The sequence below is a fragment of the Nocardia miyunensis NBRC 108239 genome, assembly GCF_001613065.1.
In the GTDB taxonomy this organism is placed as follows: Bacteria; Actinomycetota; Actinomycetes; order Mycobacteriales; family Mycobacteriaceae; genus Nocardia; species Nocardia miyunensis.
The window spans coordinates 36,178-55,081 of the sequence record NZ_BDBQ01000004.1 but is presented as its reverse complement, the minus strand read 5'-3'; the positions used below and the strand labels follow the sequence as shown (position 1 = coordinate 55,081).

14 protein-coding genes are annotated in these 18,904 nt (G+C 66.1%); 3 read left to right on the top strand and 11 right to left on the bottom strand.

Annotated features, from left to right (window positions below; genetic code table 11):
- Positions 1–2: 2 nt before the first annotated feature.
- Positions 3–1,910, bottom strand: a complete 1,908-nt coding sequence (locus NM2_RS03235; protein ID WP_084530435.1) for an alpha/beta hydrolase-fold protein — start codon at positions 1,908–1,910, stop codon at positions 3–5.
- A gap of 11 nt (positions 1,911–1,921) precedes the next feature.
- Between NM2_RS03235 and NM2_RS03230 the strand changes: the two genes are divergently transcribed.
- Entirely contained in the window at positions 1,922–2,311 is a 390-nt protein-coding gene (locus NM2_RS03230; RefSeq protein WP_157120860.1) for a hypothetical protein, read from the top strand.
- 425 nt (positions 2,312–2,736) lie between these two features.
- On the opposite strand, the gene NM2_RS03225 is transcribed toward NM2_RS03230, so the two are convergent.
- From NM2_RS03225 to NM2_RS03195, 7 genes are all read right to left on the bottom strand, one after another.
- Positions 2,737–3,798, bottom strand: a complete 1,062-nt coding sequence (locus NM2_RS03225; RefSeq protein ID WP_084530434.1) for an alpha/beta hydrolase — start codon at positions 3,796–3,798, stop codon at positions 2,737–2,739.
- Positions 3,799–4,325: 527 nt separating this feature from the next.
- Positions 4,326–5,339 carry an alpha/beta hydrolase gene (locus NM2_RS03220; protein ID WP_067663765.1) on the bottom strand — a complete coding sequence of 338 codons (1,014 nt, stop codon included), beginning with the start codon at positions 5,337–5,339 and terminating at the stop codon, positions 4,326–4,328.
- A 429-nt stretch (positions 5,340–5,768) separates the two neighbouring features.
- Positions 5,769–6,797, bottom strand: coding sequence for an alpha/beta hydrolase (locus NM2_RS03215; protein ID WP_067663762.1), 1,029 nt, complete (start codon positions 6,795–6,797; stop codon positions 5,769–5,771).
- Positions 6,798–7,231: 434 nt separating this feature from the next.
- Entirely contained in the window at positions 7,232–9,229 is a 1,998-nt protein-coding gene (locus NM2_RS03210; RefSeq protein ID WP_067663760.1) for an arabinofuranosyltransferase AftB family protein, read from the bottom strand.
- Between the two features lie 4 nt (positions 9,230–9,233).
- Entirely contained in the window at positions 9,234–10,178 is a 945-nt protein-coding gene (locus NM2_RS03205; RefSeq protein WP_067663758.1) for a decaprenyl-phosphate phosphoribosyltransferase, read from the bottom strand.
- A gap of 1 nt (position 10,179) precedes the next feature.
- Entirely contained in the window at positions 10,180–10,779 is a 600-nt protein-coding gene (locus NM2_RS03200) for a phosphatase PAP2 family protein (RefSeq protein ID WP_084530432.1), read from the bottom strand.
- On the bottom strand, positions 10,776–12,731 hold the full coding sequence (locus NM2_RS03195) for a glycosyltransferase (RefSeq protein ID WP_067663755.1): 1,956 nt from the start codon (positions 12,729–12,731) through the stop codon (positions 10,776–10,778). Before NM2_RS03195 ends, NM2_RS03200 begins: the two co-directional genes overlap by 4 nt.
- 185 nt (positions 12,732–12,916) lie before the next feature.
- Between NM2_RS03195 and NM2_RS03190 the strand changes: the two genes are divergently transcribed.
- The gene (locus NM2_RS03190) at positions 12,917–14,047 is read left to right on the top strand and encodes an RNA-guided endonuclease InsQ/TnpB family protein (protein WP_245717818.1); all 1,131 of its coding nucleotides are present in this window, start codon (positions 12,917–12,919) and stop codon (positions 14,045–14,047) included.
- Positions 14,048–14,088: 41 nt separating this feature from the next.
- Here NM2_RS03190 and glf read toward each other — a convergent pair whose 3' ends face one another.
- The gene (gene glf, locus NM2_RS03185; RefSeq protein WP_067663750.1) at positions 14,089–15,285 is read right to left on the bottom strand and encodes a UDP-galactopyranose mutase; all 1,197 of its coding nucleotides are present in this window, start codon (positions 15,283–15,285) and stop codon (positions 14,089–14,091) included.
- 233 nt (positions 15,286–15,518) lie between these two features.
- Here glf and NM2_RS03180 point away from each other — a divergent pair, with 233 nt between their 5' ends.
- Positions 15,519–16,058 (top strand): hypothetical protein, encoded by a 540-nt coding sequence (locus NM2_RS03180; RefSeq protein WP_067663747.1) that lies wholly within the window; start codon positions 15,519–15,521, stop codon positions 16,056–16,058.
- 322 nt (positions 16,059–16,380) lie between these two features.
- Here NM2_RS03180 and NM2_RS50785 read toward each other — a convergent pair whose 3' ends face one another.
- Positions 16,381–17,160 (bottom strand): DUF948 domain-containing protein, encoded by a 780-nt coding sequence (locus NM2_RS50785; protein ID WP_176586718.1) that lies wholly within the window; start codon positions 17,158–17,160, stop codon positions 16,381–16,383.
- A gap of 461 nt (positions 17,161–17,621) precedes the next feature.
- Positions 17,622–18,377, bottom strand: a complete 756-nt coding sequence (locus tag NM2_RS03170; RefSeq protein WP_067663780.1) for a MerR family transcriptional regulator — start codon at positions 18,375–18,377, stop codon at positions 17,622–17,624.
- Positions 18,378–18,904: the final 527 nt, after the last annotated feature.

Genomic DNA, 18,904 nt, shown 5'->3' with positions numbered 1-18,904 from the left:
ATCTACAGCCCGTGGATTTCGGGCTTTCCGGCGTGGATCACGATGAAGCCGGTCTGGAAGTTCTGCTGTACGCCGCCGGGGACCGCGAACTCGTCGCTGATCGGGAAGCCGAGCTTGCCGTGTTCGAAGCCCTGCTTCCCCCAGGCGTCCATGATCGGTCCGTTGCGTACCGCCCACGCGCCCGACAGCGGACTCCAGTAGATGTTGCCGCCCTCGAACCGGCTGATCCGACCGGCGTTGACCAGCGGCTGTTCCGGTGCGACCGGGAAACCGAGGAAACTGTTCTCGAAACCCAGCTGCGCGTACTTGCCCAGGATCAGCCCCACCACCCGGTGGGCTCCGGACTTGGCGCTGTAGTACATCGGGCCGTTCTGGAAGCCCTGCACCACGCCGTCCCGGTTCGGTGTCCTGGTCTCCGGTCCCGTCGGATATCCGGCCGGGCCGCGCTCGAGTCCCAGCTGACGCCACGCGTCCAGGATCGCCCCGCGCACCACCTGCGCGCCGGTCTGCGGGGACCAATAGATCACGCCGTCGCGGAAGTTCTGGAAACGTCCGTGGCCGTCGGGCAGCGGACGTTCGTCGGAGACCGGAAAGCCCAGCGGCCCAGCGGGTCCCGCGGTCGCCTGATAGGTGCCGCTGATCGCACCGGCCACCGGATGCGCACCGGTCGCCGGAGACCAGAAGACCTGACCGCCGTGGAAGTCCTGTGCGCTGCCACCCGCCACCTGGTATTCGCCGGTGGTGCACGCGCCGAGCCAGTGACCGACCTTGGCCGCGCCCGCGATCGCGCCGCCGGAAGTGCAGGCGGGGGCGTCGGCCTGCAGGCCGAGCGCCTGCGCGGCCTGCGGCCAGGACTGCCGCATCTCGAAATCCCAGTACGGCCAGGAATGCGTGCCCGAGGGGCGATATTCCGCGGTCACCGGGATCGCCAGCTTGTTCAGCTTGCTGACGAAGTTCTGGGTGGTCAGGCGGGACAGGACCTCGAGGCCCATACCGGCGACATTCGTGCTCATACCCGGTGCGACACCCGATGGCGTGTCATAGGTCCCCGTGGTGCCCGCGCCCGCGGAGACGTACAGGCTGATCCCTTTGAGCTTCTCGGCCAGACCCGCGGGATCGTGCGCGGCCCATTCCGAACTGGTTGGCGGACCCCACATGTTGTTGGCGTCGAAGCCCCCCGCGTCACGCATCGCGTACATGATCGCCTGCGGCATGCCCAGCGTCGTTGTGGTCAGGAAGCCCGAATACGAGGCCGCGTACTTGACCCAGTTCGGATTTCGCCCGGCCAGGAACATCGCCGCCGTGCCGCCCATCGACAGTCCTTCCACACCGCGCACGGTCGTGGCCCGCCACTGACTCTCGAGGACCGGGGACAGTTCCTTGGTCAGGAAGGTCTCCCACTGGTAGTTCTTGCCGTTGTCGGGCTTGGCCCAGTCGGAGTAGAAGCTGGACTGCCCGCCGATCGGCAGCACGACCAGCGCATCCTTGTCGGCGAAGAAGTCGGTCGCACCGGCGTCGTGCGTCCAGCCGCTGTAATCGTCGGTCGCCCGCAGCCCGTCGAGCATGATCAGCTGCGGAAAACGCATATCCGGCCGGGTGTACCAATCACGCGGCAGCAACAACTGCACCTGAACCGGCGTGGCCATGGACGGCGAATTGACCCACAGCGAAACCCACCGGTGGTTCAGCCACACCACCTTCTGCACACTCGCCCCACCCGGCAGCGGAGCGGGCGCCGGCGCCGGCTTGGCCTGCGGTGCGGGAGCCGGTTGCGCGGCTTGCGGCGCAGGAGCCGCCGGCTGCGGCGCGGGAGCAGCCTGGGGCGCGGGAGCAGGAGCCGCCGGCTGAGGCGCCGGAGCGGCAGGCTTCGGGGCCGCGGGCTTCGGCGCGGGCGGAGCAGGAGGCTGCATACCCGCCGCCGGTGTCGTCCCGGCAGCCGGAGCCGGTGCAGCAGGAGCCGGTGCGGGGGCGGCCGGAGCAGCCGCAGGGACGGGAGGGTGAGCAGTGGGAGCCGGAGCCGGAGCAGCCGCAGGGGCAGGAGCGTGAGCAGTGGGAGCCGGAGCAGCCGGTGCCGACGCGGGCGCAGCAGGAGCCGGAGTGGGCGCGGCGACCTCGTGCGGAGCTACTCGAGCCGGAGGAGCGGAAGCCGCAGGGGCAGGCGTCGGAGCAGCCGAGGCGCGCCTCGGGGCAGCGATCTCAGCCGGAGCTTCACGCGCTGCCGATCTCGCGGGGGCCGGAGCCGCGGGAGCTGGCACGACCGGGGCCGGAGCGGGTGCCGCGGCAGGCCGAGCAGCCGCAACTGACGACGTAGGCGCGGCGGCCGGGGCCGCATGTGCCGGAGCGGCTGGGGCCGGTTGGGGTGGGACTGCGGGAGCCGGGGAAGTTGAGGTTCGGGGGGCGGGCTGCCGTGGTGCGGGGGTCGGAACTGAGGGTGGCTGGGCGATAGCCGGCACACCTGCCGAATAGCCCGCTGCGATCGGTAGGACGACAGCGGCGGATAGCGCCGCGAGCCTGAATCGGCGCGCGCGGGCGCGTTTGACACTCCCTCTGCTCTCATACGCCACACCTGCCACAGGGGTTTTTCTACCGCGCAAATCACGTTTGAACGTGCCGACGCGCGGATAACACTAGGGGTTGTCCATTCAACGACCGGAGAGTCACGGACAAACCGGCCGCAAACGACAACCGGCGCCGTGCACGAGGCACGGCGCCGGTCGGGGAAATACCGATTACATGTCAGGCATGAAGTGCGCGCAGGATGCCCGGACGGGCCTTGGCCAGCTCGTCCTGCCAGTTCCGCCAGATGTGGGTACCGGTGGCCGGGAAGTCGTAGGTGGCCGGGATACCCAGCGACTGCAGACGCGCCTGGAAGGTATAAGTGCTGACCATCGCGATGGCCTCGAGCGCCATGGCGTTACCCGTATTGAACAGGCCCACAGCCGAACTCAAGTTGTCGCGCTGATCCGGCAGACCGCTGCCGGAAGAGATGAACATCGGCAGGCCGCGCAGCTGCGGGGCGAAGACCATCGGGTCCGAGCGCAGCCACTGCGGACTCCACGGTGCGGCCATCGAGTCGGCGTTGAAGCGACCGGCGTCGAGCATCATGACGCGGATCGCCTCGCGCATACCCGGCGCGTTCCAGTTCAGCGGGCCCGAGAACGAGGCCGCGTACTTGAACTGGTTACGGTGGAACCCGGCCAGCCGCAACGCGGCCGGACCGCTCATCGATAGACCCGCGACTGCCCAGTTGGAGTGCGAGACGCCGTACCTACCCAGGAAGTCGGGCAGTTCCTTGGTCAGGAACGTCTCCCACATGTAGGTGAACTTCTGGCCGTTGGTGTTACTCGGCGACTGCCAGTCCGCGTACCAGCTGGACTGACCGCCCACCGGCATGACCAGCGTGACGTTGTCGTTACCGAACATCTGCTGCGCGTTGGTCTCGAACGACCACGCGTTGCGATCGTCGCGGGCGCGCAGACCGTCGAGCAGCAGCAGCGCGGCATTGCCGCCGCGCCGGGCCCACTGCACCTGGACCTTGATCGGGCCCATGGAGGAGGGAACCATCAGCTGCTGGTAGCCGCCGGGCGGAGTGCTGTGCACCGGGTGACCCACGATCGGGGACGCGGTGGCGAGCGACGGGACTGCTGCTGCCGTCGCCAGCGGGAGCGCCAGTGCTGCGGCACCGACGGCGAGAAGTCGCGCGCGCCAACCGAACCGAGCATTTCGCCGCCCTGTGTGGACTTCCGCCGAGGCGGGCGCCGAATCCGACGCCGGCGCGGCGGACCTGCCGAAACGCATGGATACTGCTCACTTTCTGCTGCTGTAGTCTGCTGTTGTAGGCGTGCCGCATAACCGCAGTCGGACTGCTGTCGGCGGCACGATACACACTCACCTCGGATCCCGATCTCCGAAGCGAGCAACGGCGCGTCTACGAGGTGGTCACACTTGCGCTCGCTGGACCATATTCGACGGATCGGCGGTTAGCAAGATGAGGGGCGAACCCATGTCCGAAATCCGCCCGAGACCTTTCGTAATCGTGCAGTGACCCTATCGCGTTCGCGCGGTTATGTCGCGGGAACCCTTCCTGGATCCGGGAATTCGTGGTAACTGCGAATCCGCTCGACAGCGCGCCGCTGTCCGAATTCGCCCGGGGCAGCGGCGAGTTCACAGATACCACCCGGCATGATCACCGTTTCCGGAATGTTCACATATCCGAATAGGCGCGCAGTACAACACAATCCGCGCGTCGGCCGACGCCGCCGAACACGGCCGGACCGCATTCGGCCCGGGGCCCACCGGCCCCGGGCCGAACGTGACCATCCCGATCAGCCGATATTGTGCGACATGTCCGGAATCATGCGATACGCCTCGTTACTCCAGTTGATCCAGTCGTGGATGCCGTATTGGGGGAACGAATACACCGCGTTGCGAGCGCCGAGCGTCTGCATTCGCACCTGGAACGCCCGAGTGTTCAACAGCGCCAGGAATTCCAGCGGCATACCGCGGATCACGCGATCGGCCGCGGCGACGACCGGCGGTGCCAGATCCGCCTGGTCGGGAAGGGCGCTGCCGGCGGCGATCCACACCCTCGTATTGTTCGCGACCAGCCTGGGCGCGAACACGAACGGATCCATCGCCAGCCACTTCGCCCCCCACGGCGGCGCCATCGAATCCACGTTGTATCCGCCCGCGTCGATCATGGCCGTCCGGAGGGCCTCGCGCATACCTGGTGCGGAAACGTTGAGATATCCGGAGAACGCCCCGGCATAACTGAACTGGTCGGGGTGATACGCCGCCAGCATCAGCGCCGCGCTGCCGCCCATCGACAGGCCGAACGCGCCGTTGCGCGTGGACCGGAAACCGAGCCGGTCGTGCAGCGCGTTGCGCAGATCCCGGGTCAGGAATGTCTCCCAGTCGTACCGGTAGCTCTTACCCGGCCCGGCCATGAACGTCTCGGTCGCACCCGATCCGGTGGCGGAGCCGGTATTGGTCGGCGGCAGGCCGACGAACGAACTCGGCGCATTCCAGTCGGCGTAGAAGCTGGACTGACCGCCGACCGGCATCACCACATTGATATTCCAGTTGGCCAGCACCTCGGCGACATTGGTCTCGATCTCCCAGCCATTGAGGTCCTGCCGGGCGCGCATGCCGTCGAGGGCGTAGACGACGCGATCGGTATTACCGTCGCGAGCGCGCAGGACCCGGGTCTTCACCGGTCCCATCACCGCATTGTTCACCCAGAAGTCGAAGGCATGCGGATCGAATGCCGCCGCGGCGCGCGGAACCTCGCCGTGCACCGCCAGCCCGATCGGCATCGCCACGACCAACGCCGCCGCCATCGCCGTGCGGCCGAACCACCTTCGCGCCGAGCGGCCGAACCTGCGGCCGCTGAACGATTGTCGGGAGCCGGGTGAACCGAGGCCTGGCTTCCTGGGCGCAAATCGCATCGGGTCTCGCCTTTCGCTCGGGCATCGGTCGTCCGCATACCCGCTCGCGGCCCGACACCCATCTATTCGGACAACACAGACGAACTCCTCGGCGCATACGGTGCGCCTCCGTACTGCACGGATCGTCGATACGGATCGAGTATCGACGACCTCATCACGCACGAAGATGATTGAAACCCGAGTTCTCCCGAAACAGCGCCAGCCACACCGGAAACGATGCAACCGTGTCGCAGCCGATACAGGCTAATGGACAGCAACTGGCCCCAGAGTGATCAATTCACCCTGGGGCCAGTTGCGTTCGGACCCTGCGCGGAAGGCCGGTCAGCCGATGTTGGCGGACAGGTCGGGGATCATCTTGTCGACCTCGGTCTCCCAGTTGTGCCAGTTGTGCACGCCGAAGGTCGGGAAATCGTAGATGGCGTTCTTCGCGCCCAGGCTCAGCATGCGGATCTGGAAGGCCCGGGTATTGGCCAGGGCCAGCGTCTCGAGCGGGGATCCCTGGATGACGTCCATCGCGTTGGACACATCACCCGAACCCGGGATACCGCTGCCCGCCGCGACCCACAGCCTGGTGTTGTTGGCCTTGAGCTGCGGCGCGAAGACGAACGGATCCATGTAGTACCACTTCGGGCTCCACGGCGGGGCCATCGAGTCGATGTTGTAGCCACCCGCGTCGATCATCGCCGCGCGCAACGCCTCCCGCATACCGGGACCGGAGATGTTCAGATAACCCGAATACGCGCCCGCGTAGTGGAACATGTCCGGGTGGTGCGCGGCCAGCGTCAACGCGGCGCTGCCGCCCATCGACAGGCCGAACACGCCGTTGCGGGTGGTCCGGAAACCGAGCCGGTCATGCAGTGCGTTGCGCAGGTCGTGGGTGACGAAGGTCTCCCAGGTGTACCGGTAGCTCTTACCCGGGCCCTCACCGAGAATCTGCAGTCCACCCGAGCCCGACGACGAACCCGAGGAGGAACCCGACGAACCGGACTGCGGCGGAATGCCCAGGAACGAACTGGGCGAATTCCAGTCCATATAGAAACTGGACTGGCCGCCCACCGGCATCACCACGTTGATGTTGGCGCGGGTGAGCGCATTCGCGACGTTGGTGTTGATCTCCCAGCCGGACAGGTCCAGACCGGCGCGTTCACCGTCGAGCGCGTACACCACGCGGTCGGTGTTGCCGTCGGCGGCGCGGAAGACCCGCGACTTGATCGGACCCATGGTCGCCGAATTGACCCAGAAGTCGAATCCGGTGGGGGTGAACGCCGCGGACGCGGTACCCGCCTCCGCCGCGGACATCGCCAGTGGCAACAGCGTAGCCAACGCCAGTCCGAGCGCCGAGCGCCTCATCCAGCCGGGCCGTCGTTGTGTACCCCGATCCAACGACCGTCTCCGACGTCTTTCCTGCGCCCAACGCACAGTCACGCCTCGCATATCCTGTTCGGCCTTTCCCTTGTGCGGCCGGGCTCGGCCGCTTCGTGCGGGCCGTCCATCAGCACAGGAATGGCCTGCACCGCCGGACGGAAGTACTCGGTAACCATATCGCCTCAACCACGCCGCAGCGTTACCAAAATGAGATGAAGTGGTAGAAAACGCAGTTTAGAACAGGTCGCCATCACATCACGGCCGGGGCATCCCGACAACCGGAGGCGACGAACTGCGTCCACGATGACCTGGACACCTCGACCGTCCGGCCCGGTTCTCGACCGAGCCGGACCGCACCTCGAATACACAGCCACTTCACAGCTACCGTAAGGTCCGGGCCCCGTCGCTGTGCCGAGGACCTACTTCGGCGGTGTGAGCGCCGGCGGAGGCGGCGGCGGGACCGGGTCGACCAGGTGACAACGCTCGATCTCGTACTTGGGCACGCGATCGAGGCGGTACTTGGAGAACGACCACGCCTGGATCACATTGTGCTTGAACCGCGAGAGCGTCAGCGGGGCCCGCGAGGAGGCCAGCAGATCCTGGGTGGCCGGGCACGACAGCGCGGTGTGCGCCCGCATCGCCCACTTCTCGTCCATGTACCAGGGCATCCACGGATGCCGGTCGACCATGCCGGTATCGGCCAGCGGCCAGTCCGGGTAGAGGTTCTTGTCGTGCCCGATGCGGCCGTCGGTGAGCCGGTCCGAATGCGCGGCAAGCGGATAGGCCAGGCCCTCCTGATCGATGACGCGCACGTTCAGCGGAACGTTCATGCTGGTCATGCCGAGGTTCAGGAAGTAAACGGTGTGACCGGCCCCGCCCTGCGGGATCGGCTGCGGCGGCGGCGCGATGTACCACATCATGAACGACGGCGAGTTCAGCAGCAGACCGCCGTTCGGGGTGTTGTTTATGCCGTCGACCATCGCCCGCATGCGCGGATAGTCCAGATAGTCCTCGGCCAGGATCGGATGATCGTGACCGCTGTTGAGCACGTAGTAGATTCGCTCGTCGACGATGCCGTCCGTGCTGATGTTCGCGCCCGCCTTGTTACCGGTGGTGTTCGACGCGAACAGCGCCCAGGCGATCGTGGCCACCCAGACCACCGGCAGCGCGAACGCCCAATTCCGGTGCAGCGCACCGCGCGCGGCCGCCCCGAGTCGCCACACCGGCACCACCGAGACCGGCAGCAGCAGGGTGAACAACTGCGGCAACAGCATTCGGCCGTGCATGAAATCGCCGCCGACGCGCAGTTCGAAGGTGATCAGCAGCAGCGCGCCGACCAGGATCAACGTCACCACCGCACGCGGGGTCCGCAACTGCTGCCGGACGCGTTCGATCCGGCCGAGCAGGCCCGAACGTCCCTGCGCCGCAGTCGATTCCGCATCGGTCTCGGTCGAGGAGGGGCGCTGCGGCCGGCGCGCGCGCAGGATCAGCACCGCGACGATCGCCAGCACCAGCAGCGGCGCCCACAGGAAGTACGGCCCGCTCATATCCCACAGGTATTTGAAACCCTGACCCCACTTCGCACCGCCCGCCTCCTTGGCGACCGCGGTGTTGGGCACCGGAAGTCCGTAGTACCCCATCCGCCAGATCTGATATCCGACCGGAACCAGACCGCCGACGGCAACGATGCAGGCGCGCAGCAGAATCGGCCGCAGCCGCGAGGCGGGCATCGGCGCGCAGAACACCAGCAGCAGGGCCAGCCCGCCCAGGATGGTCATCTCCGGACGCACCACCCAGCACAGCCCGGCCCAGAACACCAGGCCGAAAAGGCTTGGCAGCCGGACGCGTTCGGCCTGCGACCAGCGCATCAGCAGATACCACAGCACGCCGAGCCAGAAGATGACCAGGCAGTTCTCCAGGCCGGAGGTGGCGTAGTCGCGGGCCGGGGGCACCGCGATGTAGACCACCGCACCGGCCGGAAGCAGCAATTGCGTTGCCGCACCGCCCCACAGCCGCGCCGCGCCCAGCATCGCGAACACCACCGCGAGCAGCGACAGCGTCAGCGCGGTCAACAGGCTCACGTATTCCAGGCGGGCGTGGGTGATCCAGCTGAAGAACCAGATCACGTAGGTCCACGCGGCGCTGGTGTTGGTCTCCACGCGGTCGCCCACGTTGAAGACCGGGCCGTTTCCGGCCATCAGATTGCGCACGGTGCGCAGGACGATCAGGCCGTCGTCCGCGATCCACCGACGCGCCCAGGCGCCGCAGGCGAACACGACCACGGTGGTGGCAATCCCACCGACGAATGCCAGGCGGGCGAACAGCGCGAAACGCCGTGCGGGATCACGTAGCTCGACACGGTCGAGCGATCCGCCCGAACCGTCCGTCCCCTCCCGCTCTTCCCCGTCTGCCAACATCTCGTCAGGTGAGATAGACAGCGACACCTACCGCTCCGATCCAGGCGATGGCCAGGAACTGCAGGATGCGGTCCCCCAGCGCGATCTCTTCGGGTTCACCGGCCTCGCCGCCATCGACGTCGACCGAGTAACGCAGGACTGCGATCGTAAACGGAATCATCGAGATGGCGAACCACTGGGTGTGCTTGTGGTCGGTCTCGAAAGCCCACAGGCCGTAGAACACCACCAGCGCCGTGGCCGACAACGTCCAGATGAATCGCAGATAGGTCGGCGTGTAGTACTGCAGCGACTTTCGGATCTTCGCGCCGGTGTCGAGGGCGATCTTCAACTCCGCGTAGCGCTTTCCGGCCGCCATGAACAGCGAGCCGAACGCCATGATCAGCAGGAACCACTGCGACAGCCGGATGTCCGCGGCCGCGCCACCGGCGACCGCGCGCAGCAGGAAGCCCGAGGAGACGATGCAGATGTCCAGCACCGCTTGATGTTTGAGTCCGAAGCAGTAGCCCAGCTGAATGCCGATGTACACCGCCATCGTGACCGCGAGCTGCCAGGCGGCCACGAACGAGATCACCAGCGAGCCGGCCAGCAGCACGACCGACAGCGCGTAGGCCAGATTGATCGGCACGACACCGGCCGCGATCGGACGATAACGCTTGGTCGGGTGGGCCCGGTCCGCCTCGACGTCCATCGCGTCGTTGATCAGGTAGATGCCCGAGGCCGCCATGCAGAAGACCGCGAAGGCGATGCCGATGTGCCAGTCGCGCGTCACATCGGCGATCGCGTAACTGCCGTCGGGCAGTTTGCCCGCCGCCAGCGGCGCCGCCAGCACCAGGACGTTCTTCACCCACTGACGTGGCCGCATGGTCTTGATCAGACCCCCGGCCAGGGTCTTGGGCGGGCCCTTCAGGACGGCTTCGTCGAGGTCGGTGCCGGTCGGCTCTTCACTCATTTCAGCGAGGGCTCTTTCCTGTGCGGTCACTGGCAAATCTCTTTTCGGCGGCTAGCACGGCGGCAGCTGACGCGGCGCCCAGCGCGGAACCGGCGAGCACGTCGGAGGGATAGTGCACTCCCAGAACCATCCGGGAGAGCAGCATCGGGGGCACGAGCACCGCAGGCAAGGGTAGCCCGGTCAGCCGTCCGAGCAACACCGCCGCCGCCGTGGTGGAAGTCGCGTGCGAGGACGGGAAACTCAATTTGCTCGGCGTCGATACGTTGACCTGCACCGACGGATCGTGCGGGCGCTTGCGCCGGACGATCCGCTTGATGACGACCGATGCGGCATGGGAGCCGAACGCGCCGACCGCCACACCCGCCCACTGCCGCCGGCGCGGCTTGTCGACGAGTGCGCCGACCGCCCCGATCGCCATCCAGCCCAGCGAGTGCTCCCCGAAATGGGACATTCCGCGCGCGGCCGAGATCACGGCCGGGCTGCGGCCGATGGTGCCCTGCACGGCGTTGAGGACCTTGACCTCGCCCGATCGCGTCTGCGGATCGGGCACGACATGCAGTCCGGGCGACCTGCCGATCGCGTCGGCGGCTTCTGCGGTCATTTCGGGTTCTCCTGTTTGCTCGCGGCCTGGCCGATGCCGAAGGCGTCCTCCCAGGCCGCGGTGCTGGTCAGCTTCGCGTGCGCCGCACGATACTGGTTGCGCACCTCGGGGAAACGCTCGGCCAGTTCCCGGCGCAACCGCATGGCTTCCTTGAACAGCTCGAGCGCCTTGCGCGGATCGCGCTTGCGGTACACCACGCCGCGGCCGTCGGCCGTGGTCACGGTGACGCCGTCCACCTGCGAGAGCAGGAACCAGCGCGCGTCGAGCGTGGGGACGTTCAGCTGCGGAGTCTCGTGGTGCTTCGGGTTGGCCTTGCGGACGTTGTGCAACAGGCCTTTACCCAGGCGCGCCACCTTGGCGATCGGATTGCCCGGTTCGCCGACCGCGCCGACCTCGGCGTGCGAGGCCAGCGGCAGTTCGGTGGAGGAGGGCAGGGTCACCGCGTCGGGGAATTCCTTGCGCATGGCGTGCACCTTGCCCAGCGCGGTGGGCAGCAGGCCGAACAGCTTGTCGGGTCCGGCGAGGTAGTCGCGGATCGCCTCGTTCTGGATGGCGACCGTCGAATACTCCAGGCACAGCAGGTGTTTCAGCGTCGCCTTGATGGTGTTGACCACCATCGGACGGCCGTCGTTGGGCAGGTGCAGGGAGGCCACGACCAGGCGATTGCGCAGATGGAAGTACGCCTGCCAGTCGATCGCGTCGTCCTTGTCGGACCAGGCCATGTGCCAGACCGCCGCACCCGGCAGGGTGACCGTCGGATAGCCGTGTTCGCGTGCGCGCAAACCGTATTCGACGTCGTCCCACTTCAGGAACAGCGGCAGCGGCTGGCCGAGTTCCTCGGCGACCTTGCGCGGGATGACGCAGGTCCACCAGCCGTTGAAATCCACGTCGATGCGGCGGTGCAGCAGCTTGGAGTTGTCGCGGTCGCGCAGCGGATTCTTGGAGAAGTCGTGGTCGTATTCCACGTTCGGGGCGGCGGTCCACATGAAGATGGAGCGGTCCACCACCTCGCCCATGGTGTGCAGATGCGAACGTTCCTGCAGGTTGAGCATCTGGCCGCCGGTGAGAATGGGCGAGCGGGCGAACCGGGAGAAGGCCAGGGCGCGCAGGATGCAGTCCGGCTCGATCTCGATGTCGTCGTCCATGTAGACGATGTACTCGGCGTCGGTGGTCTTCAACGCCTCGTACATGACCCGGCTGTATCCGCCGGATCCGCCCAGGTTGGGCTGGTTGTGGAAGGCCAGCCGATCACCCAGCGGCACAGCGGCTTCGGCGAATCCGGGTTCGTCGACGACCTTGCGGGTGCCCTGGTCCGGAATGATGACCGCGCGGATCTTCTCCAGCACCAGCGGGTCCGAGCCAAGGGCGGCAATGGTTTTCACCGCGTCGCCGGGACGGTTGAAGGTGGGCATGCCGACCGCGATGGTGCCCGCGCCGGGCGCCTCGATCGGCGCGTACCAACCGCCGCTGCGCAATTCGACCGCCGAATCGGTGGTGATGTCGAACCAGATCCAGCCGCCGTCCTCGAACGGGGCCAGCTCGACCTCGAATTCCACCGACTCCGTGGCGATTCCGGCGGCCTGCTCGGCGTCGCCCTGCGCCGGATCGGCGGGCATCGTGCCGAATTCATTGCCCTGCACGTGAATTCGCGATCCGTCGGCCTTGGACCGGTACACGTCCACCCGGCCGTGGCCGGACAGCTCGAGCCGCAGCACCACCGAGTTCAGCACACTCCAGCGCCGCCAGTAACTGGCCGGAACCGCGTTGAAGTAGGTGCAGAACGAGACCTCGGACTCCGCGCCGATCGACAGCGAGGTGCGTGAGACCGCGTGTGCGCGACGGGCGTTGGTCTCCGACTCCTCCAGGTAGAGGGTGCGCACGTCGAGCGGTTCGCCCGGACGCGGCAGGATGACCCGCTGTAGCAGCGAGATCGCGCGAGTGTGAGTGGGCATCTGTTCCAGGGTCGCTTGTGCGGTCACCGATTGTCCGCCTTGGATACTCCGTCGTTCACAACAGAGAGGGTAGAGCGGAGGTGTCGCTGTTGATACATAGCAACATCTTTCGATAGTATGTTCGAATGAATGAGGTGGTGCGGTACACGTACCGGCTCAGGCCCGGGGGCACTGCCGAGGAAGCGTTGCTGGCCGAATGGGGCCGCTGCCGGTGGCTGTGGAACGAAGCCGTGCACCAGCAGAAATCCGGTCGGAAACCGACGTTCGCACGGCTGGGGAAGCTGCTTACCGAAGCGCGGGCGAAGCTGCCATGGTTGCGTGACGGTTCGCAGGTCGCCCAGCAGCAGACGCTGCGCGACTACGCGCAGTCGCTGGACCACTCGTTCAAGGTGAAAGGCCGTGGCCGTCCGAGTGCCAAATCCCGCAAGACGTCCCTGCCGTCGCTGCAATACACGACTCGCGGCTTCTCGATCCGAGATGGCCGTTTGGCGCTGCCCAGGGGTCTCACCATTCCGGTGGTGTGGTCGCGGGAACTCCCCTCGCCGCCCACGTCGGTGCGGGTCTACCGCGACAGCCTCGGTCACTGGTATGCCTCGTTCGTCGTGCGCCGCGAGATCCAGGTCCACCCGTCCGGGCACGGCGGTATCGGGATCGACTGGGGTGTGTCCACCACGGCGACCGCCACCGATCCCACGTTCGACCTGCCGCATTCCGGCCATCGGCGACGGTGCGCTGCGGAGTTGGCGAGGGCACAACGGAAGATGGCCCGACGGCACCGTAAGGGCCGAGCGCAATCCAGAGGCTATGCACAAGCCAAACGCGAGGCTGCTCGACTGTTGAAGAAAGCCGCCCGGCAAACCGTCCACTCGTCGCGAGTCTGGGCGAAACGCGTTGTCGATCGCCATGATCTGATCGCTGTCGAGGACTTCGAACCGCTGTTCCTGGCGAAGTCCACCATGGCCCGCAAAGCCGCCGACGCGGCAGTCGGTGCAGTGAAACGCGAGCTTGTTCAGCGTGCCGTGCGGGCCGGGCGGAAGGTGGTGATGGTCCGGCCCGCTTACACGACGATGACGTGCAGTTCCTGCTTTGCGAGAGCCAAGCAAAGACTCGAACTGCACGAACGAGACTTCCGGTGCGAGAGTTGCGGCTTCCGCGACGATCGGGACCGGAACGCTGCCAGAGTGATTCTGGCCGTGGCAGAACGGGGCCACGTCAGTGTCGAAGATGTAAGACAATCGGATTCACCTCCTTCGGGGGCGGTTTCGGTTGCGATCCGAGCTGGAGATCTTCTTGCCGTCAGGCAGCAGAGCCGTTAATTCACTTCCTGCTCGGCCGCCGCCGCCGCCGCGTGCGCGGATCACTGGTTTTGCTCGACCAAGGGCGCGCCGGATTCCAGGTGCGGGCGCAGGATGTTGTCGAACATGCTCAGCGCGCTGCCGATCGCCATGTGCATGTCCAGGTACTGATAGGTACCCAAACGTCCGCCGAAAAGCACCTTGGCCGTGACGGTTTCGTTCTTGGCCAGGTCACGGTAGGCGACCAGCTTCGCACGGTTCTCGGCGCTGTTGATCGGATAGTACGGCTCGTCGCCGGTCTGCGCGAAACGGGAGAACTCGCGCTGGATCACCGTCTTGTCCATCGGGTAGTCGCGCTCGGGGTGGAAGTGGCGCGGCTCGATGATGCGGGTGAACGGGACGTCGCCGTCGTTGTAGTTCATCACCGAAGTGCCCTGGAAATCACCGGTGTTCAGCACCTCGGTCTCCAGATCGATGGTGCGCCAACCCAATTCGCCCGCGCTGTAGTCGAAGTAGCGGTCCAGCGGGCCGGTGTACACGACCGGGGCGTCCGGGCTCTGCGCGCGAATCTCCTCGCGCACCTCGAACCAGTCGGTGTTCAACCGGATCTCGATGAGCTCGGATTCGGCCATCTTCTCCAGCCACGCGGTGTAGCCCTCGCGCGGCAGGCCCTCGTAGGTGTCGTTGAAGTAGCGGTTGTCGAAGGTGTACCGGACCGGCAGGCGGTTGATGATGCCCTCGGACAGTTCCTTCGGATCGGTCTGCCACTGCTTGGCGGTGTAGTCGCGGATGAACGCCTCGTACAGCGGGCGGCCGATCAGCGAGATGGCCTTCTCCTCGAGGTTGGACACATCCGCGGCGTCCACCTCGGCGGACTGCTCGGCGATCAGCGCGCGCGCCTCGGCGGGGGTGAAATAGCGGCCGAAGAATTGCGAGAGCAGACCCAGCCCCATCGGGAACTGATACGCCTGACCCTTGTGCATGGCGAAGACGCGATGCTGGTAGCCGGTGAATTCGGTGAACTGGTTGACGTAGTCCCAGACCCGTTTGTTCGAGGTGTGGAACAGGTGCGCACCGTATTTGTGCACCTCGATACCGGTTTCGGGATCCGCCTCGGAATATGCGTTGCCGCCCAGGTGGTAGCGGCGTTCGACGACCAGCACCCGCTTGCCTAATTGGGTGGCGGCACGTTCGGCGATGGTCAGCCCGAAGAATCCGGAGCCGACGATGATCAGATCGAAGGGCGTTGCGGCGGTCACGGGTGCCCAGCGTATCGGAAGTCCGCGACGACGCCCGGCGGAGTAGCACACTGCCTCGAACCGACCCGCGCGACCGGCACATTTCCGATGCCCGACATCCGCATTTCGCGTGGAATTCGCAGTGTGGGGAGGAATCGGACATCCGGGCGGTATGACATGGCGGCAACTGAACGGACGACCAGTTCATTGTCGTGGCAATGGCGCCGCGCTTCAGCGCGACCGAAAGACCCCTCATGCGGATCACCAGCCCCCTCACCCCGTTGTTCGGCGCGCTCGTGGTGTCGGCGGCGCTCGCCGCGGGCCTGCTGACGCCCTCGCCCGCGCATGCCGGCGCATCCGGCGCGCTGGCCGCGGTCCCCGTCGCCGACGCATCCGGCGCCTGCGGGCACGGCTCACCCACGTTCGACGACGTCGTCACCTATCTGGTCAACGGACTCGACGCGGTCCGCACCAGGCGGCTGGATCACACGATGTCGGTCTCGCGCCTGACGGTGAACGACGTCATCGAGGTGTTCATCCTGACCACCCGGATCGTGAAGATTCCGGCGCAGGTGATCGCGGGGCTGGTGCCCACGGCCGGGTTCTTCCTGAGCTTCATCGTCGGCGGCGTGTTCAGCGGCGTGAAGTGCCCATCGACCGCGCCGCCCTCGACAGCGACGCGGCGGGGCTGCGAGAGTTCCTGCGCGACAACCGGGTTGACTCTCGCCTTCGCCCCCGTCCGCTACGGCGCGCCCATTCTGCGCGGGATCACCCAAACCATGTGCCCGGCATAGGCTCTCGCGGTATCGAATCACCCGTTGATCATGAATCCGCCCGTGTACCACCGGGATGCGTGATCAATCGAGCGTGGCGCCGCGTCGGGCGGCGGCCCGCGCGCCCGGCCCAGTACGCGCACGAGATCATATCTCCCCCTCCAGATCTTCGGATGCGAACTCTACCGCGCCGAGCGCCGAATTCAGCTCTGTCGAAGCATATTCCGCACGACCGGCACGGCGGTTGCCGGTTCGGACGCGTCGCACGTGTTCCGGCATCGGAATCGACTCGGGCACAGGATCGCGATCCTGTGCCCGAGTTGGCATTTCGTTGCTCTGCTGATCAGTAGCGCGGGTACTGAGGCGGCGCGTAGTTGATCTGCGGAGGCTGGGGCGGCCGCACGCCGCACCAGCGCTTCGTAGAGGCGGACAGGGTCAGGAAGAGCATCACGACGACGATCACCAGTCCGGGAACGGAGAACGCCGCCGAGGCCGGTACGCCGGAGGCGAATCCGATGATCATGCCGATCAGACCGCCGACCACGCCGAGGCCGGACAGCACGGCCAGCATGATCCGCCCGCCGTTCTTGTGTCTGAGCAGCAGGAATCCGCCGATGAGGAACAGCACGGCGATGATGGCCTCGATGACCACTCCGAAGTAGTAACCGCCCGCGTCGAAATCGTGGTGCGAGCTGACGCTGGTCCCGTACTGGCTGTTCATCGAATCGACCGTGCTGTTGAGGCTGTCGATGGCCGCCTGCGCGTCACTCATGGCGTTCAGGGTGACGACGATCCCGATGATGCCGAGCACGGCGAGCGCGATCGCAAGCACACCCGCAGTGATCGCCGTACCGCCGCCGGTGGACGGCTGTGCATTACCGAACTGTTGGGGAAAACCCTGCGGCTGAGGCATTCCCGGCTGTTGGGGATACCCCTGCGGCTGAGGCACTCCCGGCTGCTGGGGATAACCCGGCTGCTGCGGATAACCAGTTTGCTGCGGGTAGCCCTGTTGTGGATAACCCTGCTGCGGTGGATATCCGGGCTGCTGTGCATAGCCCGGCTGCTGGCCATAGGGTTGAGGCTGACCGCCGCCGTAACCTGGCTGGCCGTATGGGTAGCTCATCGGATTTCCTTTCCTCCCCTGATCTCGGGCGCGAACTCTACCGCGCACGCTTGCCCCGGGCGACCCGAAAATTCCCTACACAGAAGGTATCCGAGCTGTGCGGGATTACTGCGAAATCGCCCCCGGCGTCGAAATCACCGGCGAGTGAACGCTGCCGACCGGGCGACGGCCACTTCCGCCTGCTGAGGTGAAACTCGTTCGCCACCAATGATATTCACCTATCCATCAATCCGGACCGAGCGCAAACCATCCCGGAACCCCGATCGATGATCGCCGACGCGCAGAAATCCGGCATCCCCCAGGGATATTCGACCGTGATCGGCGCGTATGACGAAATCCTCTGTTCCCCAGTTTATTCGAATCGACGGCAATCGAGTTGCCACCGGAAGAGTCGCCCTGCGATATCCGGGCAGCTCCATCCATCTCCTGTGGGATCTGTACCGGATGAACGCGAATCACCGCTAATGCAAACGGTTTTCGGCGTATGCGTACATCGCGTCACGGACGAATTCGGTCGTGCCCTCACCATGCTTGTCGTAATTCGCGGCGAAACGCGGGTCCGCGACGTACATGTCGCCGAGGCCGGTGAAGGCGCAGGCATCGGGCTGCTCACCGCCCCAGCCCGTGGTGATCCAGTCGTAGTGCCGTTGCGCGATCGCCTGTACCTGCGCACTGTCCGGCGCCAGACCGGTGGAATGCGCCCGGCCGTAGTCGGCGGCGATGTCCAGATGGGTCTGCTGGAACTTCTTGCGATCCGCCGCGCTCATCGAGCGCCACCAGGCATCGCTGTTCTCGTACGCCTCCTTGCCCCAGCGTTCGATCACCTCGTCCTTGTATCGGCTGTGGTCGAATCCGTCGAATGTCTCCTCCGCCATGAGCGGCTCACCTGCTTCCGTCTTGCGCAATGTCGTGTGCACCGACGCGATCTGCCGCGCGATCCGATCCCGCTGCTGGTACAGCAGTTCCAGATGCGTTCGCAATGCGGCCGCCGTATCCTGTTCCCCCGCAAGCACTTCGGCGATGACTGGCAGGCCGAGGCCGAGCTCGCGCAACAACAGGATGCGCTGCAACCGCACCAGGGAATCCTGGTCGTAATACCGATAGCCATTGGCCCCGACCCGGCTGGGCGGCAACAACCCGAGCTGCCCGTAGTGTCGCAACGTGCGGCTGGTCGTCCCCGCCGCCCGCGCCAACTCCTGAATGGACCACTCATCCACGGCCAACACCACCCGTTTCCCCTGATCACGTCGACGCAACCAGCATGCAAGTTGACGCTACGTCAAGGTCAAGGCTTATTCGGCAAAGTCACCCCGAGAACATGCGAGTGCCCCAAGCGCACCCGGCACGCCTACGGCCCAAACTGCACACCCGGTTCACACGGTGGATATTCACGCTCGAGGTTGTCACCGGCCGACATCACAGGAGGGCAGGAACACATACGAGTCACCTCGCACGCATCTGTACCGACCGTCTGAGACGAAACCGAGGACCGTGCAACTCGCCCGGACGTTGTGCAACCGCAACGTGCGCGGAGCCCGGGCCGACCTCGCATCCGCGGCCGGGCGATGAGAGCCGGACCGGGAGTCGCCCCGCAGCCGAAGCACCGAGATCGAAAACAGGGGTGGCACCCAGCCAGACGAACCCGGAACCTCTGCGGCGACGGGCGATTGCACCACTTGCACCACAGCCTCCGAAAGACCTGAGGCAGTTGGAGCCTGCGCGTAGGTCGTGACCGACGGCGCAT